This is a genomic window from Helicobacter fennelliae, from assembly GCF_900451005.1.
In the GTDB taxonomy this organism is placed as follows: domain Bacteria; phylum Campylobacterota; class Campylobacteria; order Campylobacterales; family Helicobacteraceae; genus Helicobacter_B; species Helicobacter_B fennelliae.
Genome location: NZ_UGIB01000001.1, coordinates 1356730 through 1382908 on the forward strand (window position 1 = coordinate 1356730; position 26179 = coordinate 1382908).

24 protein-coding genes are annotated in these 26179 nt (G+C 38.1%); 18 read left to right on the plus strand and 6 right to left on the minus strand.

Annotation, left to right across the window (positions count from 1 at the left end):
- The first annotated feature begins 13 nt into the window (after nt 1-13).
- Nucleotides 14-727: an NYN domain-containing protein gene (locus tag DY109_RS06760; protein WP_023949032.1), complete on the plus strand. Its 714-nt coding sequence runs from the start codon at nt 14-16 to the stop codon at nt 725-727.
- On the opposite strand, the gene DY109_RS06765 is transcribed toward DY109_RS06760, so the two are convergent.
- The 3 genes from DY109_RS06765 to DY109_RS06775 form a co-directional block, all read right to left on the minus strand.
- Nucleotides 728-1609, minus strand: coding sequence for an alpha-1,2-fucosyltransferase (locus DY109_RS06765; protein ID WP_115737826.1), 882 nt, complete (start codon nt 1607-1609; stop codon nt 728-730).
- A 185-nt stretch (nt 1610-1794) separates the two neighbouring features.
- Nucleotides 1795-3042 (minus strand): putative periplasmic protein, encoded by a 1248-nt coding sequence (locus tag DY109_RS06770; RefSeq protein WP_023949036.1) that lies wholly within the window; start codon nt 3040-3042, stop codon nt 1795-1797.
- A 37-nt stretch (nt 3043-3079) separates the two neighbouring features.
- Complete coding sequence (locus tag DY109_RS06775; RefSeq protein ID WP_034550141.1) at nt 3080-4594, minus strand: YifB family Mg chelatase-like AAA ATPase; 1515 nt, start codon at nt 4592-4594, stop codon at nt 3080-3082.
- Between the two features lie 397 nt (nt 4595-4991).
- On the opposite strand from DY109_RS06775, the gene DY109_RS12360 reads away from it, so the two are divergent.
- Nucleotides 4992-5126 (plus strand): hypothetical protein, encoded by a 135-nt coding sequence (locus DY109_RS12360; RefSeq protein ID WP_023949039.1) that lies wholly within the window; start codon nt 4992-4994, stop codon nt 5124-5126.
- A 27-nt stretch (nt 5127-5153) separates the two neighbouring features.
- On the opposite strand, the gene DY109_RS06780 is transcribed toward DY109_RS12360, so the two are convergent.
- Together DY109_RS06780 and DY109_RS06785 are read right to left on the minus strand one after the other, a co-directional pair.
- Nucleotides 5154-6437 (minus strand): citrate synthase, encoded by a 1284-nt coding sequence (locus tag DY109_RS06780; protein ID WP_023949040.1) that lies wholly within the window; start codon nt 6435-6437, stop codon nt 5154-5156.
- A 120-nt stretch (nt 6438-6557) separates the two neighbouring features.
- Nucleotides 6558-7724: an MFS transporter gene (locus DY109_RS06785; protein WP_023949041.1), complete on the minus strand. Its 1167-nt coding sequence runs from the start codon at nt 7722-7724 to the stop codon at nt 6558-6560.
- A gap of 142 nt (nt 7725-7866) precedes the next feature.
- On the opposite strand from DY109_RS06785, the gene DY109_RS06790 reads away from it, so the two are divergent.
- From DY109_RS06790 to DY109_RS06815, 6 genes are all read left to right on the plus strand, one after another.
- Entirely contained in the window at nt 7867-8784 is a 918-nt protein-coding gene (locus tag DY109_RS06790; RefSeq protein ID WP_023949042.1) for a peptidyl-prolyl cis-trans isomerase, read from the plus strand.
- Between the two features lie 7 nt (nt 8785-8791).
- On the plus strand, nt 8792-9841 hold the full coding sequence (locus DY109_RS06795) for a tetratricopeptide repeat protein (protein WP_023949043.1): 1050 nt from the start codon (nt 8792-8794) through the stop codon (nt 9839-9841).
- A complete protein-coding gene (rnhA, locus tag DY109_RS06800) occupies nt 9838-10281 on the plus strand; it encodes a ribonuclease HI (protein ID WP_023949044.1) in 444 nt (147 codons plus the stop codon). The genes DY109_RS06795 and rnhA overlap by 4 nt, the downstream gene beginning before the upstream one ends.
- A gap of 16 nt (nt 10282-10297) precedes the next feature.
- Nucleotides 10298-10996, plus strand: a complete 699-nt coding sequence (rnc, locus tag DY109_RS06805) for a ribonuclease III (protein ID WP_023949045.1) — start codon at nt 10298-10300, stop codon at nt 10994-10996.
- Nucleotides 10993-12084: a chorismate synthase gene (gene aroC, locus DY109_RS06810; protein WP_023949046.1), complete on the plus strand. Its 1092-nt coding sequence runs from the start codon at nt 10993-10995 to the stop codon at nt 12082-12084. The genes rnc and aroC overlap by 4 nt, the downstream gene beginning before the upstream one ends.
- Nucleotides 12085-12386: 302 nt before the next feature.
- Complete coding sequence (locus tag DY109_RS06815; protein ID WP_023949048.1) at nt 12387-15926, plus strand: bifunctional proline dehydrogenase/L-glutamate gamma-semialdehyde dehydrogenase; 3540 nt, start codon at nt 12387-12389, stop codon at nt 15924-15926.
- A gap of 102 nt (nt 15927-16028) precedes the next feature.
- Here DY109_RS06815 and DY109_RS06820 read toward each other — a convergent pair whose 3' ends face one another.
- Nucleotides 16029-16514, minus strand: coding sequence for a hypothetical protein (locus DY109_RS06820; protein WP_023949049.1), 486 nt, complete (start codon nt 16512-16514; stop codon nt 16029-16031).
- Here DY109_RS06820 and DY109_RS11505 point away from each other — a divergent pair.
- From DY109_RS11505 to DY109_RS06860, 10 genes are all read left to right on the plus strand, one after another.
- Nucleotides 16497-16655 (plus strand): hypothetical protein, encoded by a 159-nt coding sequence (locus DY109_RS11505; RefSeq protein WP_023949051.1) that lies wholly within the window; start codon nt 16497-16499, stop codon nt 16653-16655. The two genes, DY109_RS06820 and DY109_RS11505, sit on opposite strands and share 18 nt — an antisense overlap.
- An 18-nt stretch (nt 16656-16673) precedes the next feature.
- A complete protein-coding gene (locus tag DY109_RS06825) occupies nt 16674-18143 on the plus strand; it encodes an L-aspartate oxidase (RefSeq protein WP_258399897.1) in 1470 nt (489 codons plus the stop codon).
- A gap of 37 nt (nt 18144-18180) precedes the next feature.
- Nucleotides 18181-18402, plus strand: a complete 222-nt coding sequence (locus tag DY109_RS11145) for a hypothetical protein (RefSeq protein ID WP_023949055.1) — start codon at nt 18181-18183, stop codon at nt 18400-18402.
- 140 nt (nt 18403-18542) lie between these two features.
- A complete protein-coding gene (locus DY109_RS06830) occupies nt 18543-19676 on the plus strand; it encodes a tetratricopeptide repeat protein (RefSeq protein ID WP_307983657.1) in 1134 nt (377 codons plus the stop codon).
- A 19-nt stretch (nt 19677-19695) separates the two neighbouring features.
- Entirely contained in the window at nt 19696-20790 is a 1095-nt protein-coding gene (gene hemW / locus DY109_RS06835; RefSeq protein ID WP_023949059.1) for a radical SAM family heme chaperone HemW, read from the plus strand.
- Between the two features lie 208 nt (nt 20791-20998).
- Nucleotides 20999-21979 (plus strand): ornithine carbamoyltransferase, encoded by a 981-nt coding sequence (gene argF, locus DY109_RS06840; RefSeq protein ID WP_023949061.1) that lies wholly within the window; start codon nt 20999-21001, stop codon nt 21977-21979.
- Complete coding sequence (locus tag DY109_RS06845) at nt 21958-22401, plus strand: DUF2603 domain-containing protein (RefSeq protein ID WP_023949063.1); 444 nt, start codon at nt 21958-21960, stop codon at nt 22399-22401. Before argF ends, DY109_RS06845 begins: the two co-directional genes overlap by 22 nt.
- On the plus strand, nt 22392-23783 hold the full coding sequence (gene hemN / locus DY109_RS06850; RefSeq protein WP_181894633.1) for an oxygen-independent coproporphyrinogen III oxidase: 1392 nt from the start codon (nt 22392-22394) through the stop codon (nt 23781-23783). The genes DY109_RS06845 and hemN overlap by 10 nt, the downstream gene beginning before the upstream one ends.
- A complete protein-coding gene (locus tag DY109_RS06855) occupies nt 23780-25087 on the plus strand; it encodes a (Fe-S)-binding protein (protein WP_023949067.1) in 1308 nt (435 codons plus the stop codon). The genes hemN and DY109_RS06855 overlap by 4 nt, the downstream gene beginning before the upstream one ends.
- Entirely contained in the window at nt 25084-26175 is a 1092-nt protein-coding gene (locus tag DY109_RS06860; protein WP_023949069.1) for a glycosyltransferase family 4 protein, read from the plus strand. The genes DY109_RS06855 and DY109_RS06860 overlap by 4 nt, the downstream gene beginning before the upstream one ends.
- The last annotated feature ends 4 nt before the right edge of the window (nt 26176-26179 follow it).

Genomic DNA, 26179 nt, shown 5'->3' on the forward strand with positions numbered 1-26179 from the left:
ACAAAGGCAAAGTATGGATACAACGAGCGAAAACAAAAAAATAGCACTTTTTATTGATTGTGAAAACATAAGTTATAAATTATGCGATGAGATTATGAAAAGACTAAATGAAATCGGCGAGGTATGCATTAGAAAAGCGTATGGAGATTGGCGTAAAGAAGCTTTGCATTCATGGGTGGGATTGCTTTTGCAGTATTCCATAGAGCCTATCCAGATTCTCACAGGTAATCGCCAAGATGACGGAGATAGGCGAGGCAAAAACTCAAGCGATATTAAACTTACCATTGATGTAGTCAATACCCTTTATAGTCGCAATATCGATTATATCGCACTTGCTACAAGCGATAGCGATTTTGCGCCATTGGCACAAGAGATTCGCAAATGGGCGATTCCAGCCATTGGGTTTGGGACAAAAAACGCGCGCGATGAGCTTAAGCAATCTTTTAACAGCTATGATGAACTTGATGAACAGCATACATTGAGTGCAAATAAGGCGTTGATAAAGCTTTTGCACAAAGCGATCGAGCAAAATCAAGATAGAGAATCATACGCGCTTGTCTCAAGGATAGGGAATTGGATTAAGGAGAATTATTATAAAAGTGCTTCTTCTTATGGAGAAGAAAGCTGGGGCGATATTTTTAAGCAGCTCAAAAATGAATTTGAGCTTAATTATAGCGGAGCAAGAAATAGCGTAATGAGTGTGCGTATAAAGCGCGAGAATAAATAATCATAATGCTATAAAACCTAGCGTCTCAAGACCTGCGGTGCTTGGCTTGGCATTTGCTTTGTAGATTGTATATCCATAAGAGCCAAACCCAACCCACATTGAAAGAGTGCTATTGGCAAGGATATGATGTTTGCACATTTTCATAAGTAAAAAATCATATCGCACTTCATATTCACCATTTACATCGACAATTACACAATCTCTACTTTCACTAAATTGCCCTCTCATATAGGCAAAATCATTACCAAAAATAAAAAATTTTACATTTGAGACAAGTTGTCGTATTTGCTCCATGGCGTGTAGATAATACTCCATATCCAAAACATCAGATGGTATATGCATCAAATAATCGCCCCTGCGTATATGGATAGAGCAAGAATTTGTATGTGATTGTATTTGCTGCGCTATTACAAGACTTTTGCTATCAAGTGGGAGTTGTGGATAGAGGATTTGCAAAAATTCATCTTTGTAGGATTTGATTTCTTTAAAATTCCACATATATTCCTCATAAATATAATTATGATTTCCTAGATTCTGCGCTAATTGAGCGATGGATTCAAAGCGCAAATGTGGCTTTGTGAGAGTTTTTTGTTTGTCATAAAGAAAAAATGGCTGTTTTTTGCAAAGTTTATAGAGGATTTTATTGCCTAATTTTTTGAGACAAAACATACAATAGCTTATGTTAAGTTTTTGTATAAGCTCTTTTTTTGAAGTGATAATTGGCAATATCGGAGAAAAATAAACAAGCTCTAAATTGCGAGCATTGAGCGATGTTGTGAAACGATATTGTGTGCAGTCTAGATATACAGGCTTTTTAAGATAACGATAAAGAATCACGCAAAAAGCATAATGAAAGAATTGATTACCCAATCCTCCATCAATAAATACTACTGCCCCCCCCCCTTATTAAGATTTTTCATATTTTTTCTATGCATTTTTATCCTTTGAGATAATATAAAAGCTGTAATTATATAATAAAATAGTCAAAATGATAGAATCTAGCTATTGAAATATTTTGTATCTCCAAAGACGCAAAGACTGCAAGAATTTTTAAGTTATATTAGATTTTAGTTTGTGGTTTTGACAAGCACAAAATTCGAGCCCTTAGTTGTGTAGATGTGGTTTTTGTATTCTATTTGGTTATTAAACATAGATTCTAGGAATGATTTTTTGATATGAGAATCTTTAAGCGCAAATTCTACCCCCACAGAAGTTGAATAACTCACCCAATCGTATTTCAAATCACTATTAAGCAAAGCTGCATATTCGACCAAATCCGCACTTGCAGGGCTTATGGCACTGATGACAAAGAAATTTTTTCTATTGTCTGGAGAGGCAAGCTGGAGAATGGTTGGGTTAAAGTTGATTTGGGTTGAGAGGAATTGTTTTGGTTGTTTTTTAGAATAGCCAATTTGAGAGAGGATAAGTCCGCTTTTTGAGGCGGAAGTGTTGAGTAAAAGCGTCGTATTATCCAAAAACGCCTCTTCAGTTTTAAGCTTTTTGGTGAAATTTGAAGCATCTTGGTTGTTAATTATGGCTTGGTGGATAATGTGTAAATCATAAGCACGAAGCAAATCCATAAGATAAGTGCCAATCTGGCTATCATCGGTATATTCTACGATTTGGCTATCTTTGGCAATGCTTGCAAGTATATCAAGCTGCTTTTTGTAGCTGATACCTCCAAAGTAAAAATTCTTAGGTGTATCACCTTGTATGCGCTCTTTGTTTATTGTTGGTATATAAATCGGAAAAGAGACATTGATATTATCGATGAGATTTTGCGTGCCTTGCTGCGTGAGGATTGCGATAGCAAAATCAAAATTACTTTGCGTGATTTTGTAAGTTGTAGATTCTAGGTTTGTGATACCCTCATCAATGCAGTCAAACACTTCAAACTCAAAATCTATTTTTTTAGACATCAGATATGCAAGGATTGTATTAGAAATCGTTACAGCATACTGCCCGATCGTTTGTCTTGGGATAATGAGAGCGATTTTGAAATGAGATGATTTCTGGCTTTCTTGGATTTGGTTAATGCGCGCTAATGCTTGAGCAAAATTTTCAAGCAAGCTTTTATCAGTGATATTTGGGCTAAATTTTGCGATAAATGAAAAAAGTAAGCCATTATTATAAAGCTTTTTGAGGCAGGCTTCATTACAGGCTTGATCGTTTATATCCAAAATCTTTTCTGTGGGAAGAGGAAGTGGAGAGATGATATAGCTTTTTGCAAGCCCTATATTAAGCCCAAATACAAAAACCAACAAAAATACACACAATTTCGCATAACACTTCGCATTTGTAGTCAAATATCGCATATTTACACCTTTCATCAAATGGAGTATTCTAGCATAATTATGCGATTTTACGATAACTTAGGGCTTCAAGAAGATGTTTTTTTGCGATTGTATCACTTTCATCAAGATCAGCTATCGTTCTAGCAAGCTTTTTGATTTTTTGGATTGCGCGATGTGAGAGATTAAATCGTATTGAAGCTTGCGCAAGCAAATCCGCTGTCGCAGAATCTAGCACACAAAAGGTTTCAATTTCGCTTTCGCTGAGTTTGCCATTAAATGTGCTTTGATTGCGCTTTATTTGCCTTTCAAATGCGGCAAAAACTTTCTCTTGCATTTCTTTTGAAGTGATTGAGGATTGTTTGTTTACTTCATTTTCTTGCATTTGCACAAATATATCTATCCTATCCAAAAACGGCTCACTTAGGCGATTTTTGTATGAGAGAATCTCCTTATCTGTGCAACGACACTCTTTTGTTTGGCTTAGTAGATTTCCGCAAGGGCAGGGGTTTTGCGCGCCAATAAACAAAAACGAAGTCTTATATGATACCTTGCTATGCACCCTTGAGACGATGAGCTCGTTATTTTCTAGCGGCTCTCGCAGGGATTCTAAAATATCCTTGCCAAAATATGGCAACTCATCAAAAAACAATACGCCATTATGCGCCAAAGCCACTTCACCGGGCTTGGCTTCGTATTGTGTAGCAGAGCCTAAGATAGATGATTTTGAAGCACTTTGATGTGGTGCGCGAAACCTTCTTATGGGTGAATATTTTGTCTCTTGAGAGCTTAAAGCTTGAAGTTTGACACACTCTATCATATCTTCAAGATCCATTGGAGGAAGGATATAGCGCAATCTTTTTGCAATCATACTTTTTCCGCAGCCCGGACTTCCTTCTAAGATGATATTATGAAATCCACTCGCAGCAATAAGCGCGGCTCGTTTGGCGATTTCTTGTCCTTTGACTTCTTTAAAGTCAAGTTTGAAATCCGTAGAGTAATAGAAATTTTTGTCATTTATAATAATCGAATGAAAATCAAAATGATTCTTTTTTGGCGCGGGTTTAGATTCTAGATTCTGGATAATTTCTAATGCTTCTTTGAGTGTATCTGCATAATACATATTGAGATTTGGAATATAAGAAAATAGATTCTGCCCAGCTCTTGGAAGCAGGACTTTTGCATTTGGGCGCAATAATGCCACCTCAAGAAGCAAAGGATAGAGGCTATCGCTATGTTTTATCTCTCCATCAAGCCCTAATTCCCCAAAAGCAAACCAATCTATGGGTGTAGCATTTTCTTTTTGAAGTGCGATTAAAAGCGCGATTGGCAAGTCAAAATGACTTCCTGTTTTGTTGAGATCGGCGGGTGAGAGATTGATAGCGATTTTTAATGGAGGAAAGTGAAATCCGATGTGTGTGAGCGCACTTTGGACGCGCTGTTTGGATTCTTGGATAGAGTTATTTGCAAGCCCTGTGATCACAAATGCAGGCAATGCTCGGACAAATGTAGCTTGCACCTCTACGATTTCTCCGCCGACACCATTTTTTGTTGCGCAGTAGATTTTATTCACCATTTGCGTTGCTACTCCTGTTTGTTTTTGTGTTTTAGATTCTACCACAAGTTAGATTCTAGTTTTCATAGAATCTAAATCCTCTCTTTTTTGCTATGCGCTCATTGGGCTTTGCTTGAGAAGGCATATTTCAGGGAGTTTGAAATTTTTAGCCTGCAAACCTACAATGAACGCTTATGTTACATTTGTTTGTGTTTTTGCTTGCCTAAAAATTTCTACACAACTATGACTAAATCTGCCTAAAAATAGAGGATTTCTTAATGCCTCTTGTATTTGTATAGAATCTAGAATCTAAAAGTAGATTCTTATAATTAGCCACGCAAAATTTGAAAAATTTGCTCGCAATTGAGGGGGCGGGTTTGTCATTACGAGGACGATAGGGCGAAGCAATCTAGTCAAAATGGATTGCCACAGCCCTAAAGGGCTTCGCAATGACGACAAAAATGATATAGATTCTAGTAGAATCTATGCAGATACAAGCGAACACAAAAAGAGAGAATCTAGAATCTATGTAAATATGAAAATTAGATTCTAAATTCCATCATCGCAAATAGCACAGAATCTATTTTCCCAAATACACCTGTCTTGGACGCGTAATTCGTGCGTATGGATTTTTGACATGCTCAATGAGTTGTGCGCACCAGCCGGGCATTCTTCCTAGCACAAAAATAGGCGTAAATAATCGTGTCGGAATCTTAAGCGCACTCAAAATTATCCCACTATAAAAATCAACATTTGGATAGAGATTTCTTGCCTTAAAGTAATCATCGCTCAACGCAACTTCTTCGAGTTTTTCGGCAATATCACTAAGTCTGTTATCCATTTTGATTCCTTTTTTGTTTAGCTCATCTTTAAGTGCTTTGATAGCCTTTGCTCTTGGATCATAGCTTTTATACACGCGATGCCCAAATCCCATCAATCGGAATGAATCGTTTTTGTCTTTGACTCTTGCGATAAATTTTTCTACATTTTTCACATCGCCAATCTCATTGAGCTGCTTAAGCACAGCCTCATTTGCGCCTCCATGAGCTGGTCCCCAAAGCGCATTGATCCCAGAAGCGATAGCCGCATACGGATGGACGCCAGTGGAAGCGACATTACGCACCGTCGTAGTAGAAGCGTTTTGTCCATGATCTGCGTGTAAGATGAGAATCTTATCAAGTGCTTCGACTTCAAGAGGGTTAATTTCTTGCTCGCCTTTGAGGGTGTATTTGTAGCGTCCATGAGGGTAAGAGCGGAGCATATATAAGAAATTTTCCACATAGCTTTTGCTTACATCTGGCTCGATAAATGGGGCTCCCACAGAGTGGCGGTAACAAAAAGCAATCATCGTTGGAGTTTTGGCAATAATTCGGCGAGCCATTGTTTGATAATCATCTTCATCGTCCATTTCTTTGTGATCATAATACAGTGTCGCAAGTATAGAAAGAAGTGCAGAGAGTGTCGCCATAGGGTGCGCAGAATCTGGAAATACCCCAAAAATCCCTTTGATTTTTTCGTGCAAAAAACTTCTATGGCGCAATTCTAAATCAAAGCTCAAAGATTCTTCTTTGTTTTTTGGAAGATCATCGCTGATTAAAAGCTTGCATATATCGGTGAAGTGGTATTTTTGCACTAATTCTTGAATAGGAAAGCCCTTATATAAAAGCTCGCCTTCCTTGCCATTGATAAAGCTGATTGTGGATTCACAGCCTGCGGTGCTTCCATATCCGGGGTCATAAGAAAAAATCCCTGTTGTCTCAAAAAGCTTTGAAAAATTTATAGCTTTTGGTCCTCTCGTGCAGTCAATCAGGTCAAAATCCCAACTTTGATTTGTCTCGTTATTCTTTAGTGTTACTGTTCCCATGGATTCTCCTTGTTGTATAGTGTAATATTTATTGTATACAGAAAGTTTTTCAAAAAGTAAATTATTTGTTAAATTTTTGGCGTAACGAGTGTTGCGTGTGGTAATTTTGTAACGCACAGATTAAAGTGTGCGTGGCGTAAATACCACAATAAAAAACGCAGGCAAAGCAAAAAGTGCTGCAAATAAGGGATTAAAATGCACGCCCATATAGGCAAATACAGCTCCACCAAGTGCGCTTGCCAAAGCGATTCCGACATTAAATGCTCCTTCATTGACGCTAATAGCAGTATCTTCAAAGCCATGAGCGTATTTATTTGCCGAGAGGATAGAGAGAGATTTAAGTGGCGCGATACCAGCAAAAGCTACGATTCCCATAAGGCAGAGATTGATTAAAACTAGCGTTTGCGAATACGCACTAAGTGCCATTGCTCCATAAATGAGAATCTGTCCTAGTAAAATAATACGTAATGTTACGATTGAGCCTTTTGAATCAGTGATTTTGCCACCGATGAGATTCCCGAAAATCGCACTTCCACCATAAATAAGGAGAATTGATGCAATGGAGTTTTTGTCAAATCCAGATAATGACAATAAAATTTCAGCAATATAAGTATAAATCACAAAGCTTGCCCCGCAAGTGCAAGCTGTAACGATATATGCTCGCAAAAGTTGAGGCACTTTGATTGCAAAATATAGATTCTTAAAAAATGTTTTTTGTCCATTGATATTTGGCATGATGAGATATACAGCCACAAACGCACAAAAGCTCAATATCCCAATAAGCCAAAAAATAGCCTTGAAATTATACAAATGACCAATGAATGTCCCCGCCGGAATCCCCGTAACAAGCGCGATAGTCAAGCCTGATACCATTAATGCTAGGGCGGTATTTTCTTTGCCCGGCGTTGCGATTTTTACCGCAGCGATTGTTGCGATCACAAAAAACACCCCATGCATACAGCCAGCTACAAATCGCGCAGCAAGCGTGAGATAAAAATTTGAACTTAAAGCGATAGTGATATTTGCAAGCATAAAAATAAATAAATTTAGCATAAGTTGGTGCTTTCTATCCATGCGACTGATAGGAATAGTAAGTATCGGTGCTCCGATTACAACGCCTACGGCATAAATTGTTACAAGCCAGCCAGCCATAGGTTGAGAAATCCCAAAATATTCTGCAATATCAGGCAATATCCCTGAAACGATAAATTCTGTAACCCCCATACAAAATGCGCTTAAAGCAAGGGCTATGAGTCCTTTTGAAGAATGTGTTTTAGTTTTTGACACGAGAATCCTTAAAATTTGAAAATTGAAATACTAAAGATTTTTGTCTTATTTTTTACTGAAATTTTAAATCAACCCCAAAGCTCTAAATAGAATTAAGGAAATAATGCTAGAATAAGGCTTATTTTTTCACTTAGGAATTATAATGAACCACAAGAGAGCAAAACTATCAATACATTTGGCGCATTTGGCATTTATGGTGAGTTTGGCATTTGTTGTGCTCATGCAAATAGCCCAAGCAGAATCTAGCAATATAGTAGAATCTAGCCATACAAGCAATAAAAACATTGTCGGTGGAATCGCTATAAAAGTCAATGGCGATCCAATCACAATATATGAAATCAAACAAATCCAATCCAATCATCACCTCACAAAAGAGCAAGCAAGCGAATTTCTAATCGCCCAAAGACTCAAATCCCAAGAAATCGAACGACTCAATATCAAAGTAGATGATATGCGCATAGATCAAGAGATCGAAGCAATCGCTAGTCAAAATCAAATGACTCATCAGCAGTTTTTAAACGCGCTTTATCAAGAAGGTATAGATTTTGATACTTACAAAAAGCAGCTCAAAGAACAAATAGAGACGCGAGAGCTTATGCGAAATATTTTGCTTTCATCAGATGTGTCAAATGAGGACAAAATGCGAGAATATTACAATACACACAAAGATGAATTTATCGCTCCAACAGATGTCCAAACAACGCGCTATGTCTCTAAAGATCCAAAACTCCTTGAGCGCACGATACAAAATCCAGCAATCAGCCTCAATGGTGTCGAAAAAACAGAAGAAAACATAAAGACAAATTCACTTAATCCGCAAATCGCCCAACTTTTTTCATCACTCAAAGAAGGTGAGTTTAGCCCAATCCTTGATGCTGGCGGTGGAAATTATGTAAGCTTTTATGTCCAAAAAAAGCATGGCACAGAGGTGATGTCTTTTGATCAAGCCAAAAACTACATTGCTCAAAAACTCGCCCAAACAAACCAAGAGCAGATTCTCAATGAATACTTTGAAAAAATCAAACTCAAAGCCAAAATAGAATATTTGAGAGGAGTTTAGCTAAACAATGTCAGAAAATATAGCGTTTTTGTATAGAGATCCTTTATTTGGCATTGCGATTTTTATCGCGATTGTGATTATTTTGGTTTTTGCTGATTATGGACGCAATAAATACAGACAAAAAAAGCGCGAGATCGCCTTACAAAACTTCACAAAATCTTATGGTGAAGGCTCATTAAGCGATGAAGTTGTCAAATTTTTATCGCTTGCTAAAAATCCTATTCCACCTTTGTTGTTTTTGGCAAATACCTACTCAAAAGCTGGCGATAGCAATTCTGCGATTAAAATCTATCTTGGAATGCTAGAGCAGGTGCATAATTTTCAAGAAAAAATCATCATTCTAGAATCCTTGGGGATCACTTATTTTCAAGCTGGATTTTTGCAAAGAGCAAAGCATATTTTCTTAGAAATCCTAAAAAACTATCCTCGTAACTCTCAGATTCTGCTTTATTTGATGAGGACTTATGAGAGTATGGGGCAGTATCAAGAAGCCCTCGATACACTTGAATGCCTTGATGAAGTCGCAACTACAAAACAACGCAAAGATAATGCCATTGTCAAGACATATTTGCATTTTATGCGCTTAAGCAGTGGTGATATGCTTTCTTTGGAGAAAAAAAATAAAGAAATCATATCGCTTATGCATCGCTGCCAATACATTAACCGCATAGCACTAGGCTATCTGAAGCTATATGCAAGAGAGTTGTTTTGGCAGGAAGTCAAAACATTTGATAAGGTAAGATTCTGCTATGATTTACTATGGAATATCAATCAAAATGAAATTCCATTTGAGGCAATCAAACACCATAGCGACATTATGGATATATATCGCGCAAAAGGCTATATTAAAGACAATAAAGAATGTGCGACTTTCGAGCTTGAGGCATTAAGGATTTTGCATCAGCACTCTAGCCAGCAAGGAGATATAACTTTTGAATATCGTTGCGTTCAATGTAAAAATATTTTTCCTTTTGATTCGTATCGTTGCCCGATATGCGCTCATGTAGGTGAAATGGATTTGGTTCTCAAGCTCAAGGAAAAAACAAGCGTGCAATGAAAGAAATCACTCTCTACACTGATGGCTCATCTCTTGGTAATCCCGGTCCTGGAGGGTATTGCGGAATCTTAGTGTATAAAGATACTGAAAAAATTATTCAAGGGGGCGAGCCAATGACAACAAACAATCGCATGGAGCTTTTGTCTGTGATAGAGTCGCTCAAAGTGCTAAAGCAACCTTGTAAAATCGCTTTATATACGGATTCTCAATATGTCTGCAATGCGATAAATCAATGGCTTACAAAATGGGTGCAAAATGATTTCAAAAAAGTCAAAAATATTGATTTGTGGAAAGAATACCTTAATCTATCACAAAAACATAGCATTATCGCACATTGGATCAAAGGACATAATGGACATGCCATGAATGAGAGATGCGACAAAATAGCAAGAGAGCAAGCCCAAAGCTTTGCACTTCATATCGCAAAAACCAATAAATAAAATATTAAAGGTTACTATGGATTCTATAACACGATTTCAAAACAACATAAACTACCATTTCAAAAACAAACAGCTTCTCATCGAAGCCCTCACGCATAGAAGTGCCAAAAAATATAATGCCAACAAACACAATAACGAGCGTTTAGAATTTTTAGGTGATGCGGTGCTTGATCTCATTATCGGGGAATATTTGTTTTGTAAATTTCCACAGCATAATGAAGGCAAACTCTCAAAAATGCGCTCATCTCTAGTCAATGAAGAAAGCTTTGCAAAAATCGCTAGAAATATACACATCGGGGATATTCTTATCCTCTCTCAAAGTGAGGAGCAAAACAATGGACGCAATAAAAACTCACTCCTCTCTGATGCGTTTGAGGCTATAATGGGCGCGCTATACCTTGAAGCTGGGATTGAAAAAGTCAAAGAAATTATATATAAATTGCTTGATACTTTGTATCCAAATATGAATATGGATAATCTTTTTATGGATTACAAAACAGCCCTGCAAGAAATCACCCAAGCGCGCTTTGGAAGCATTCCTGTATATAAACTCATCGATGAAAAAGGACCTGATCATGATAAAAAATTTGCTATGCAGATTCTGATTGAAGATATTATCTATGCGACAGCGATAGGGAATTCCAAAAAAAACGCCCAGCAATCATGCGCAAAAATCGCATATCTCAAAATCACAAAACAAGAGGATAATCAATGAATACTTTTGGAGAAGCACTTAGAGTTACGACATTTGGAGAATCTCATGGCGCAGGGATTGGCTGTGTGATTGATGGTTTTCCTTCTGGCATACATATCAATACAAACCTTATTAATCACGACTTGCAAAGACGACAAGGAGGCAAAAATCGCTATACAACTCAACGCAAAGAAGATGATTGCTTTGAGATACTAAGCGGGGTATTTGAAGGGGTAAGCACCGGAATGCCAATCGCACTTTTTGTCAAAAACACCAACACAAAATCAAAAGATTATGACAATATCAAAGATATTTTTCGCCCCGGACATGCGGATTTTAGCTACTTTGTGAAATATGGATTAAGGGATTATCGAGGCGGGGGAAGAAGCTCTGCAAGAGAAAGCGTGGCAAGGGTCGCAAGTGGGGCATTTGCAAAAATGCTTCTTGGAGAATTTGGGATTATTTGTGAGAGTGGGATTCTGGGCGTTGGCGAATGTATGGGTGAGAGTATAGATTTTGATTTCGCTAGGGAGAGTGAAATCTTTGCTCTTGATAAACAAAAAGAGTCAATCCAAAAAGATCTCATTATGCATGCGCGTAGCACTCACGATAGTATCGGTGGTTGCGCTCTTATTAGAGCTTTTGGTAATAAAAAAATCCTGCAAGGACTCGGAGAGCCGTTGTATTACAAGCTTGATGGCGCAATCGGGGCTATGATGATGGGGCTTAATGGTGTCAAAGCCGTGGAGATAGGAGATGGTATCGCCGCATCACAAACATGCGGAAGTCGCAATAATGATATGATGAATGAAAATGGATTTTTGAGTAATCACGCAGGCGGGATTCTAGGCGGGATTACCACAGGCGAGGAGATCAATGTGCGGGTGTATTTCAAGCCGACTCCAAGTATATTTGCTATGCAACAGACAATCGATATTTATGGTAATAAACAAGACTTTGAACTCAAAGGTAGGCACGATCCTTGTATTGCTGTGAGAGGTAGTGTGGTGTGCGAAAGTATGCTTGCATTGATTTTGGCAGATATGCTCTTGCTTCATACCAAATCAAGCCTTGCAAATCTTAAAAAAATTTATGCGGAATTTAAATAGAATCTAAATCTTCTCTTTTGAGTATATTTTAGGGAGTTTGAAATTTTTAGCCTGCGATGAACTTCTATGTTACACTTTTTTGTGTTTTTGCTTGCCTAAAAATTTCTACACAACTCCAAAATCTGCCTAAAAATAGAGGATTTTTTTTACGCCCATTTGTGTTTGCATAGATTCCAGAATCTATGCAAATGAGAATATGTATTTTAATTAGGCTTAAGTTAGATTATGCTAGCGTAGATTCTACATTTTCTAATAAGTTTTAGATTCTGATGCTACTCAAACTTATCCACAAGGAGGCAATGATGAAAAAAGAGACCATTACACAAGCCTTGGAGCTAGCCCAAAAACTTCAAGAACAAATCACGCTTCACATCTCAGCCACAGAAAAAGCATTTCACAAAAAAATGCAAAAACTCCTCAATAATCCAAAAAGTAAAGTCATGCTTATCGAGCTTTTGGATAGAAGCTTTCGATGCCAAAACAAAAGAGCAAGCTTTGATTTTATTGAGCAGACACTCAAAAAATACGGCATAGCAGATTTTTTTACCCCTATTGAAAAAACCCTGCTTTTTGTGTTTTTGACTTTTGGAAAGCTAGCCCCAAGGCTTAGCGTGCCATTTTTTGTCAAGCATGTGCGAGATGATACAAGAGGCATGGTGCTTGATAGTAGTTCGGATTTTTTGCAATCCCACATCAAAAAACGTCAAGCACAAAATATCACACTTAATGTAAATCTTATCGGTGAGGAAGTGCTCGGAGAAGCAGAATCCAAATACAGAATCCAAAAATACCAAGAAGCACTTAAATCAAGCTATATCACTTATATTTCAATCAAAATCACAACAATTTTTAGCCAAATCAATATCCTTGATTTTGAATACTCTAAGGCAGAGATTGTAAAGCGACTTGATTATTTGTATGGAATCGCTTTGAGCGAAGAAAAAACCCAAAATATTCCAAAATTTATCAATCTTGATATGGAGGAATTCAAAGATTTGGAGCTTACCGTGAGCGCATTTATGGAATCCATTGCTAAATTTCCAAATCTAAATGCCGGAATTGTGCTTCAGGCGTATATTCCGGATTCTTTTAGATACCTCAAAATCCTGCATACATTTTCAAAACAACGCGTGCAAAATGGCGCAAAACCTATCAAAATCCGCTTTGTCAAAGGAGCAAATATGGAATCTGAGGAGACCATAGCTTCTCAAAAAGGCTGGGCTTGTCCGACATTTGATAAAAAAATTGATACAGATTCTAACTACAACAAAATGCTTGAATTTATCTTAGAAGATGAAAATTATAAATACATAAATATCGGCATAGCTAGCCATAATATCTTTGAGATTGCTTATGCTTACACAAGGATTTCTCAAGAAAACGCGCTTGAATTTTTTACATTTGAAATGCTTGAGGGAATGAGTATGCAAGCAAGTTTTGAGCTTGCAAAAATCCATAAGCTTATCTTGTATGCGCCAGTGTGTGATGAATCGCATTTCAACAACGCGATTGCGTATTTGGTGCGTAGGCTTGATGAAAATACAAGTGAAGATAATTTTATGCGCTATTTTTTTAATCTTCATGTCGGTGATGTAAATTGGGAGCTTCAAAAAAAGATATTTTTGGAGGCGATAAATGGTATAGCAGTGCTTGATAACTCTACACGCAGAATCCAAAATAGAAATCTCAAATCTCAAACCAAAAGCTCATTTGAGACGCATAGCTTTGTCAATGAGCCTGATACGGATTTTGTTTTGCCCCAAAATAGAGCATGGGCTCAACAAATCAAAGCCAAATACCAGAATCCAATATGCATGGAAGTCTATCCTGTGCTAGCCCAAATCGCACAAAAAGACACACAAAAAACAACAAATACACAAAAAATCTATGACAAAATCCACAACAAACACATCGCTAATCTCACTCTAGCAGACAAACAGACAATCCAAAATGCCATAGAAGTCGCTTCAAAGAGTGATTTTTCTAATCTATCACACAAAGACATTTATGCTACTTTGGCAAAAGTAGCACAGCTTATACGCGAGCGAAGGGGCGATTTGCTAGGGATTGCGGCATTAGAGGTTGGCAAAACATTTGCAGAAGTGGATAGTGAAGTAAGTGAGGCGATTGATTTTTTGGAGTTTTATCCATATTCACTTCAAGTGCTCAAAGAGCAGAATCCAAAAACTTCTTTTACCGCTAAGGGCATTGGCGTTGTGATTGCGCCTTGGAATTTTCCTATTGGCATTTCCGTAGGCACGATTGCTGCACCATTGGCTGCTGGCAATAAAGTCATTTACAAGCCTTCGACATTAAGCGCGCTTTGTGGATTGATGGTTTGTGAGTGTTTTTGGGACGCTGGGATTCCAAAAGATGCACTTATCTATCTGCCCTCAAAAGGAAGTGATATATCACAACACCTTCTTTCAAATCCACTTATCCAATTTGCCGTGCTTACAGGTGGCGAAGAGACTGCATATAAGATTCTAGAATCTAACCCGACATTGCAGCTTAGCGCAGAGACAGGAGGCAAAAACGCCACAATCGTTACAAAAATGGCAGATAGAGATCAGGCTATAAAAAATATTATCCATTCAGCTTTTTCAAATTCTGGGCAAAAATGCTCGGCGACATCGCTATTAATCCTTGAAGAAGAAGTTTATAATGATGAAACATTTAAGCAAACGCTTGTTGATGCGGCAAAATCTATGAGTGTTGGCGATCCATTTGAATTCAAAAACAAAATCGGCACGCTTGCAAATGAGCCTGACACAAAGCTCAAAAAAGCCATTGATGAATTGAGGGATTATGAATATTGGGCGTTGAAGCCAAAATTTTTGCATAATAATAAAAAACTTATGACGCCGGGTATCAAATACGGAACAAAAGTTGGTGATTTTACTCATCAAACCGAACTTTTTGCGCCACTTCTCACGGTGATGTGTGCTAAAAATCTAGATGACGCACTATATATCGCAAACTCCACTGGATATGGGCTTACAAGTGCGCTAGAATCTCTTGATGAGCGCGAATGGGAATATTATATCAATCGCATCGAAGCTGGAAATATTTATATCAATAAACCCTCAACTGGCGCGATTGTCCTAAGGCAGCCATTTGGTGGGGTGAAAAAAAGCGCCATTGGCTTTGGGCGCAAGGTTGGGATTTTTAACTACATTACGCAATTTTTGCATATCACGCAAGATGAGCCAGATGGGCATCTCACAGATACAATTATAGAGCCAAAAATAAAGCGACTCCTAGAATCTAGTGAGATTGACACAGCCCAAAAAGAAGCACTAAAGATAGCACTTATGATGACAAAAAGCTATGTGTATCATCGCAATAATGAATTTAACACGCAAAAAGATTATGTCAAAATCCGAGGCGAGGATAATCTTTTTTCTTACACGCACATTGCTAATATGGCATATCGATACAGCAAAAATGACAGCTTGCAAGATATTTTGGGGGTGATTATCGGGGCGCAAGTCTCAAAAACCCCGCTTACAATAAGCTTCAAAGAGCATGATAAAAATTTAGATTTTGCTTATCAGAATCTTGAAAAAATGGGACTTCATGGAGATTTTGTCAAAGAAAGTGATGAAAGCTTTGCTTCCAAAATATCAGAATTTGAGCGCATTCGATATATGGATATTGCAGATTCTCATCATATCATTTACCAAAAAGCCGCACAATATGCAAAAGTCATCATCAAAGACAAGCCTATTTTAAATGGACGCTTTGAGCTTTTGTATTATTATAATGAAAAGTCAGTTAGCATTTCATACCATCGTTATGGGAATCTAGGTGCACGAGCTTTGCAATCTTTGAAGGACTAAAGCACAATAGAGAAGTCTATAAGCAAGCAGGCTTTGACTAAAGCGTGAGGTATTTTAACTAAAGCGTGAGGCATTGAGGCTACAAATTTGTTAAATGCAAGATTATTTGGGCGCGGAATTATTCAAACACAAAATAAGCGAGCGGATTTCTTCAAATTTTTGATAGATTTGCTTGTCTTTGGCAAGATTTTTAAATGTGCCATTGGAGTGTTCGCTAAAGCATTGATTATCTTGCTTGATAGGTGTCTGATAATATTCAAGGATATTTTTTGGCACCCAAGCTTGCACTTCTAGTGCTTCGATAGTTGGAGTCTTGATAATCTCACTAAAAAGCTCTTGATGTTCTTTTAAACAAGATATTATTTGATTTTTTCTATAATGATTAAATTCGCTTGCATAGCTTGGGTGATTGAAGCAAAAGAGAATCTTTGGGGGCTTGTAAGTGATTTTGAGAATGTTTTTTTGCATATCAAGCGGGAGGACTAATTTTAGACTTTCTAGGTTTTTGCGCGTTTGCAATCGCTTTGCGAGTTGCTGGTATTGTGTGTTTTGTAATAATTCGGAGAGGATATGTTTCGTATTTTTCATTTGGCTATTGTAGCATATTTTTTGTGTGTTTGTGCGGGTTGCGCGGTCAAAACAGATCCATATTATGGCGATCCAAGCAATGCAAGAGGTTTTGATGATTTGAGTAATTTTGGTAGTGGAACTTCTGTGATTTCTGAGTAAGCATAAGTAAGCAAGAAAATAAATCATTGGGATAAAGTTATGCAATATGATGTGATTATTATTGGTGCTGGGATTGCTGGACTTTCGTGCGCGAGGTATTTAGATAAGCACCTCAAGGTTTTATTATTATGCAAAGAAGAGCCTTGGGATTGTAATACATTTTTCGCACAAGGTGGGATTACTTTTCCAAAAGATCCTTTGGATATGGATTTGCATATACAAGACACAATAAATGCTGGGGCTATGCATAATGATTATGAAGCAGTGAAGCTACTTAGCCAAGAGTCATTTGTGATTTTTAGTGATATTTTAGATTCTGGATTTTGCGTAGATAGGGATACAAATGGAGCAATTTTGTATGCCAAAGAAGGTGGGCATAGTATCGCTAGGATCATTCATTCTGGTGGCGATGGCACAGGTAGGGCGATACATACTTTTTTGATTTCGCATTTATCGCACACTTTGCATAAAGGCGCGCAGGTTGTGGATTTACTTATAGAGGAGGATAGGTGTTATGGGGTTGTCGTGCAGACCAAAACCAAACAATGCGCTTTTTATGCCAATCATATCGTCATCGCAAGTGGTGGAGTAGGTGGGCTTTTTGCATACCATACAAACGCGCATACAATCAGCAGTGATATACACGCAATGGCTTTGGAAAATGGCTTAAAGCTTGAAGATATGGAAATGCTCCAATTCCACCCAACAGCGTTTGTGGATTCTCCTCATGCTCGAAAAACGCTCATCACTGAAGCCCTAAGAGGTGAGGGCGCAAAGATTATTAATTCCGCAGGCGAACGGTTTTTGTTTGATTATGACAAAAGAGGAGAGCTTGCGCCAAGGGATATTGTCGCGCGCGCTATTTACAAGGAGCGGTTTATACGCGGGCAAAATGTATATCTTGATGCAAGTTGCCTTAATCAAAAAGAATTTATCCGCAAATTTCCAAATGTATATCGCTCACTTAAGGCATATCACATTGATGCGCCAAGTCAAAAGATTCCGATAGCACCTGCTTTTCACTACTCTATGGGCGGGATAAAAACTGAACTCAATGGGCTTGTTACGGGAATGAAAAATCTTTATGCGATCGGAGAATGTGCTCGAAGTGGCGTGCATGGGGCAAATCGTTTGGCAAGTAATTCATTGCTTGAGGGGTTGGTATTTGGCAAAATAGCCGCACAAACTATACAAAATAATCCGATCTCAAACCCCAAACGCAATTTTTCGATTTCACAAGAAGTGCTGCATAAAGAAGGCGATGAGCGATTGAAGAATGTTTTGCGTAAAATTATGTGGGAAAAAGTTGGGATTATCCGCTCCAAAACATCGCTTCTTTCGGCATTAGAGGGTGTGGAGGTTATGGCATTAGGAAATATCGGAAGAATGCTAAGGCTTCGGCTTATGGTAGCCAAAGAAATCATCACCCAAGCACTCAACCGCAAGCAATCTTTAGGCGCGCATTATGTGTCGGATTCTGATGTATAGTGATGTTGTGAAGTTAGATTTTGTGGTTATCTAGCTTGTGAGTTGTATTTGCTTAGAATCTAAGCACAAACCCACGCTAGAATCCAAAATGAAGCAGAATCTAAATATTGCATATTTTATTTTATTGCTTTATTTTTGGAATCTAGAATCTAAAAGTGGATTCTATGGATTGCCACGCTCGTTTTACCCACTCACAATGACAAGCCTAATCTGTCATTGTGAGGACGATAGGACGAAGCAAAAGAAAACCAAAATCTAGAATCTAAAATAAAATCCGTCATAGAATCCAAACAAAATCTAAATCACAATCTAAACCCAAAAAGTAGAATCTACAAGCAGAATCTATACAAAATGGAATTATTTTTGCTTTTTGTCTTGTATCTTATGCAGGAGCAGGAAATGAAAGGGATTTTACTTTTTGTATGTTATGTGATATTTGCGATCGCAGCAGATCCAAGCTTTGATGATATAGCGCAGCAAGGCGCGCAATATAATGACTCTGGTTTGTTGCCCCCTTCGCAAAATCCTTCATTGAGCGCAAATACCCCACAAAATGGCAGTGAAAATCAAATGCTAACCCCAAATGCGCCAATGGCAGAGCCAAAAGATGACGCACTTCCGCATCAATACCCCATGACAGATAGGCTAGATTCTCCTGATGTAGCGACTGCACAGCTCAAAGCCGCTATGGATTATGCCAAAAAAGGCGATTATGTGAATGCGTTTGGGTTATTTAAAAAATCCTGCGATGGCGGTAATGCTTCTGGGTGCTTTGGGCTTGGCACGATGTATGCTGTGGGTCGTGGCGTTGATATGGATTTAGAAAAAGCAAAAAAATATTACGAAATGGGCTGCTCTGCTGGCGATCCGACTTCTTGCACAAATCTTGCGATGATTTATAATGATGACAAAAACGCCTCAAAAGACGACAAAGAGCTTGCAGTGCAGTTTTATATGACTGCATGTCAAGGAGGCGATGCGATTGCGTGCAATAATTTGGGCTTTATGTATGCAAATGGCGATGGTGTAACCAAAAATTTTTTTACTGCTGTAAAGTATTATAAAATGGCGTGCGATGGTGGCAGTAATCTTGGGTGCTACAATCTAGGGCTTACAAACAATACTCAAAACATCTATGGCAAAAACAAAAACAAGCTCTCAAAGCCTGATTTAAACTATATGGCGTGCAATGCTGGAGATATAAAGGGCTGTGCAAATTTAGGGTATATGTATGCAAATGGGCTTGATGGCGCACCACTTAGCTATGCGTATGCGGCAAAGTATTTTAAAATGGCGTGTGATGGGCTTGATATAGGCAGTTGTAGCAATCTTGGCGTGCTGTATCAAAAAGGTTTAGGTGTTACGCAAAACATAGATTACGCGCTTGATTTATATGCGTATGCTTGCAATGCTGGATTGCAGCAAGGGTGCGATAATTATCGGATATTAAAGCAGGATTTAAGTATCAATCCGCACCCAAAATACAATATCAAACCCCAACCGATGAAAAAATCACTTTTTTATCAACGTTAAATCCTAGAATCTAAAACTAATGATTTTGTATATCCACATTCCTTTTTGCGACCATAAATGTGGATATTGCACTTTTAATTCATACACAGATAAGCACCATCTAAAAAGCCTGTATATACAAAGTTTGCTTCAAGACATCAAAGCGACATTGCGGTGGTGGAAAATCTATCACAATGGGCAGAATCTAGATTCTATTTATATTGGTGGTGGCACGCCAAATATTTTAGATTCTAGGGCGTATGCTAGGATCTTTGAGTGTATTTATCAATTCACCTCCACTCCAAAAGAAATCACCATAGAATCTAATCCAAACCTCCTTCAAAAGCAATGGTGCAAGGATCTTATATCATTTGGGATTAATCGTATCAGCATTGGCGTGCAAAGCTTTTTTGATGATACATTAGTATTTTTGGAGCGCAAACATACTTATAAGGATATTTTTAAGTCCATAGAATGCGCGAGGGATTTTGAGCATATCAGCATTGATCTTATCTATGGCACGCCTTTTGACTCTACGCAAAGACTTGCAGAAGAAATCGCTTATGCCACATCATTACCTATAGATCATCTCTCTGCATATAGCTTGACATTAGAAGAAGGCTCAAGCCTGCATAGACGCTATCATGACATAAAGCCCGATATGACAAAACATAATGAATATAACGAATATGGCGATAGCGAATATAATAATGGCGAATATGTCGCAACTCTTTTGCGCGAAGCGGGATTTATGCAATATGAGGTTTCAAACTACGCGAGAGGATACAAAAGTTTGCATAATTTAAGCTATTGGCGAGGAGATGAATACCTTGGTTGCGGGGCTGGTGGATTTGGCAGAATCAAAAATGTGCGCTATTGTGGCACACATAATATAGAACGTTATATCCAAAATCCACTCTACAAACATAAAGAATATCTAAGCATTAAGGATTTGGATTTTGAGCGGTTGTTTTTGGGACTACGTTGTGAGATCGGCATCTCTACGCACAATCTTAACCCAAAAAAGGTTGAGATATTGTGTAGCGAAAATAAATGTATGTATTTAGATCATCACAGCATACGCGCTAAGAATTTCTTTTTGGCTGATGAAATAGCGTTGTGGTTGTCATCTTAGATTTTAGAATCTTGTTTGTTGTAGAATCTAGAATCTCTAAAATTTTATAAAATCCTACTTATTCTAAGATTTTTTTTAGTCATTTTCAAGTATAGTGAAAGATTTATTTTGGAAGTGTAGTAGAGTTCATTTTTGCAATTTTGTTTGCGAATTTGGCATAGATTTGCAAAAATCAATACTTAGTGAAGGTTAATAAGGTTTAGAAATTATGCGTCATTTTTTAACATTAAAAGATTTTTCAAAGCAAGAGATTATAGATATTATGTGTTTGAGCTTTTCAGTCAAGGCTGATTTTTTGCGCGATAGAGAGTCAAATACAAAATATTTTCGCAATAAGATTCTAGGAATGATTTTTGAAAAACCATCAACGCGCACACGCGTAAGCTTTGAGGCTGGAGCATATCAGCTTGGCGGTCAAGCAATCGTGCTTATGGGTAAAGATACGCAAATTGGTCGTGGAGAGCCTATCAAAGATACTGCTAGGGTGATGAGCGGAATGGTGGATATGATTATGATGCGCACATTTGAGCAAGAAAAGCTTGAAGAATTTGCGACATACTCAAGCGTGCCAATTATCAATGGGCTTACAGATTTGTATCACCCAGTGCAGGTTTTGGCGGATTTGATGACGATTATTGAGTGTGGATTTTATACTGATGATTTCAAAGATTGTGCTTTGGAGTTTAAGGATTGTAGCCAAAAAAAATCTAGCCCAATCATCGCGTATGTAGGAGATGGCAATAATATCGTGCATTCATGGCTGTATTTGGCTGCTCTTTTGGGATTAGAATTTCGTATCGCTTGCCCTAATGGCTATTCTCCAGATGAGGCAATTACACAAACAGCACTCACGCTTGCCAAATCTTCGCACGCCAAAATCTCGCTCACACAAGATCCTAATGTAGCCGTGAAGGATTGCAATATCATCATCACTGATACATGGATCTCAATGGGTCAAGAAGATCAAAAGCAGCAAAAAATCGCTATTTTTAAAGAGTATTGCGTAGATCAAGCTTTAATGGCAAAAGCAAGTGATGATGCGATTTTTTTGCATTGCCTGCCTGCTTATCGTGGATATGAAGTGAGCGAGGAGGTATTTGAGGGCGACAAAAGCAAAGTGTGGCAAGAAGCGCATAATAGATTGCATATCCAAAAAGGAATCATGGTATGGCTACAACAAAATCAATAAAAATGTCTCACTTTATGCAGACAAACAACATCATCAACGCGAGCAAAATCTCGGATTCTCAAATGCTACTTCATCTTGAAAAAGGTTCATTTGATCCTCATGAAATGTGGTTTATGAAAGATGATGATGAAAACGAATATGCTGTCATGCCACAAAATGTCCTCAAAAAAATCATCTCTATCATACGCAACGCACATGAAGAAAAAGTCTATCTTGAACTCTCAAGAGATATTAGCCAAAATACGCCCATTGACTTTGATGATGTAATGGTTGTCGCACTTGAGAGACTAGAATCTAGACGTCTCCCAGATGGCTCACTTCCGCAGATTAACACAAAAGCCATGGTGAAAGAGCTGAAAAAAGAGTATCCAAATTTATTTATAGATTTAAATCAATATTATTTTTTACAAGGATTAAAATGATAGATTTTGCTAAATTTGCCAAATACTCAAAATCCGCGCCCCGCTACACAAGCTATCCTACTGCGGTTGAATTCCACCAAAAATTTGGCAAACAAGAGCTCAAAGAAAGCCTAGCGCGCAATGATGCCTTTGACACACAAGAATCCAAACTTCCACTCTCGCTTTATGTGCATTTGCCTTTTTGTAGAAGTGCGTGTTATTTTTGTGGGTGCAATGTGATTTATACAAGCAAAGAGGACAAAAAAGATCGCTATATCTCGTATCTCAAAAAAGAGCTTGAGATTCTCAAAACCCTTATGAATACACATCGCGAAGTTGTGCAGTTTCACTTTGGTGGAGGCACGCCGACATTTTTTGATGCTAGACAGCTTGGCGAAGTGATAGCCCTTATCAAAGATACTTTTCAAAATTTCGCTCCAGATGCGGAGATAAGCTGCGAAATTGATCCGCGCTATTTTGAAGAAAGTCAAATGAAAGTGCTTAAAGATGGTGGTTTTAATCGCCTAAGCTTTGGCGTGCAGGATTTTGATAATCTCGTCCAAGAGGCTATACATAGATTCCAAGATACAGAGCTTGTAAAAAGCGCAGTGAGTCTTGCTAGAGCGTATCATATAGATTCTATTAATTTTGATTTGATTTATGGATTGCCACATCAAACAATCACAAGCTTTATGGAGACTTTGCAAAAAGTCATATCACTTTGCCCCGATAGATTAGCGATTTTTAATTACGCGCATGTCCCATGGATCAAAAAAACAATGCGTAAAATCGATGAAAGCACGCTTCCGCCACCACAGACAAAGCTAGAAATCCTAGAAAAAACAATCGCTTTCCTTGCACGCAATGGCTATGAAATGATCGGTATGGATCATTTTGCTAAAAAAAGCGATGAGCTCTATATCGCCAGCCAAAAAAACCAACTCAGACGAAATTTTCAGGGCTACACCACAAAAGGATTCTCGCAGACTATCGGCATAGGGCTAACTTCAATAAGCGAAGGAAAGGATTATTACGCGCAAAATTACAAAGATATGGCACTTTATGAAAGTGCGCTTGATCGTGGAGAAATGCCAATTGAGCGCGGAATCAGACTAAGTGATGAAGATATGTTACGCAAAGATGTGATTATGAGCCTTATGAATACGCTTAAACTTGAATTTAAAGACATCGAGCAGCGATACAAAATGGATTTCAAACAGCACTTCTACAAAGAGCTTCAAGAACTCTCACACTACCAAGAAATAGGAATCTTAAAAGTAGATCATAGCGGAATCTACACAACCCAAACAGGTGGCTTACTTATCCGCAATATCGCTATGGTATTTGATGAATACCTCACCAAAATCCCACAAGAAGAACATAAATTTAGTAAAAGCGTATGAACCCTCTTAACCTTAGCTCATTATCAGATTCTTGCGTCAAATGTGGCAAATGCGTCCCACAATGCACGATTTATCGTGTAACACGAGAAGAAGTAACCTCACCGCGTGGATATTTGGATCTTGTCGGCGCATATGCAAGGGGCGATTTAGAGCTTGAACTTAATGTCAAAAATTTCTTAGAATCTTGCTTTTTATGCACAACTTGTGTCGAGGCTTGTCCTACGCATTTGCCTGTCGATCGGGCGATTGAGAAAATCCGCGTAGAAATTGCCAAACAATATGGAATCGCTTGGTATAAGAGAATCTATTTTTATTTATTGCGACATCGCAAGCTTATGGATTTTGTGTTTTCGTTTGTGGATTTTATCGCGCCTTGTGTGTTTCAAAAAACCGCATCAAATGACAATAAAATCCGCTTTTTTACAAATCGAGTCGTGTTTCCATTTCAAAAGAAAAGCTTTTTGCAAAAACATAGTGGCAAAAGAAGCGAAATACACAATCAAAAAACCCCATATACGCCAAATTTAGCGCATAAAAAAGTCGCGATTTTTATTGGTTGCTTGGCAAATTATAATTATATCAATGTGGGCGAGAGTCTTTTGGAGATTCTTGCGTATCTTGGAATTGATGTGCTGATACCAAAGCAAGAATGCTGCGGTGCGCCAGCGTATTTTACCGGAGATATACGCACCACCACAACTCTTATCAAAAAAAACATTCAATATTTTGAGGGTTTTATTGATGAAGTTGATGCGATCCTTATCCCTGAAGCCACTTGCGCGGCTATGCTGATGAGTGATTGGGCTCATGCGCTAAGTGAGGAAGCAGAATCTAGCTTGAGAAACTCATGGATAGAGCGACTCAATAAGCTTACACCAAAAATGAATATGGCAAGTGTTTGGCTATATCACAATACAAATCTCGCACAAATCCTCAAAACAAAAGGCACAAATCCCGCGACACTCACTTATCATGACCCATGTCATGCCAAAAAAGTGCTCAAAATCCACAAAGAACCACGCGCCCTCCTTACGCAAAATTACCATATCACTGAAATGAGCGAACCTGATAGATGTTGTGGGTTTGGCGGGGTGAGTATGCAAGCTGATAGATATAATCTCACACTAAAAGCTGGGGCACCAAAAGCGCAGATGATAAAAGAGAGTGGCGCACAAATCGTAAGCGCAGAATGCAGTGCGTGCAGAATGCAAATCACAAATTCACTGCATCAAGCCAACGCAAAAGCAAGCTTTATCCACCCACTCGAGCTTATCGCAAAAAGTCTTAAGGAGAAATTGCGATGAAAAGTATCGCCCTTACAGTAGGAGATTTGAGTATCACAGGAGGTGCGGAGAGAGTGGTTGTCAATCTCGCACATGCGTTTTTGGAGCTAGGCTACAATGTCGAAATTATAAGCTTTTTTCAGAAAAATAAAGATTTCCCATATCAAATCAATCAAAAAATAAAAATCACAATTATACATCATGGTTCAGAATATGAATTAAAAGATCGCTATCATGGATTTTGGCGGAAACTCTATTTTAAAAATTTTTACAAAATAGCTTTAAGCTATCAGATAAAAAAACATTATAAACATATTGATACATTTATCGTAAGTGATTGGACTTATACGCCGTTTTTTAAAAACAAAAACACATATTATATAAAAATCATTCATTGCAACTTTGTGCGATATAATTCCCGCAATAAATATTTTGATACACTTGTTGTGTTAAGCTCTAGCGAACTTAATCTATGGAAGCAATACCACAAAAATGTCAAGGTGATCCCAAACTTTCTACCAAGCATTCCTAGTGCGCGCGCGGATTCTAATAATAAAGTCGTGCTAGCTGTTGGTAGAATGGATAGGGGTGATCAAAAAGGCTTTTTGCGCCTTATAGATATTTGGAATCTTTTAGCACAAGATACGAGCTTTACGCCTATTTTTAAAAAATGGCGGTTGTATATCGTGGGCGATGGGGAATTAAAGCAAGAGATAGAATCTAAGATTGCCGTGCTTGAACTATCAGATTCTATAATTTTAAAGCCCTTTACCAAGCAGATTGAAAAGGAATATCTAAGTGCTAGCATTTATGCGCTCAGCAGTCATTTTGAGGGGCTACCAATGGTGCTTTTAGAATCTAGTGCTTATAGCTTGCCAAGCGTGGCATTTGATGTGAAATCAGGTCCAAGTGATATTATCGAGGATTTAGAATCTGGCTTTTTAGTAACAGATAATGACTTGCAAGGCTTTGCGGAAAGGCTCAAGCTTTTAATGAGCGATGAAGCTCTGCGCGCGCGCTTTGGGATAAAAGCCAAGCAAATCGTGCAGGAGAGATTTGGCAAAGAAATAGTGATGAAAGAGTGGAAAAAAGCACTACAACAAACATAAATAT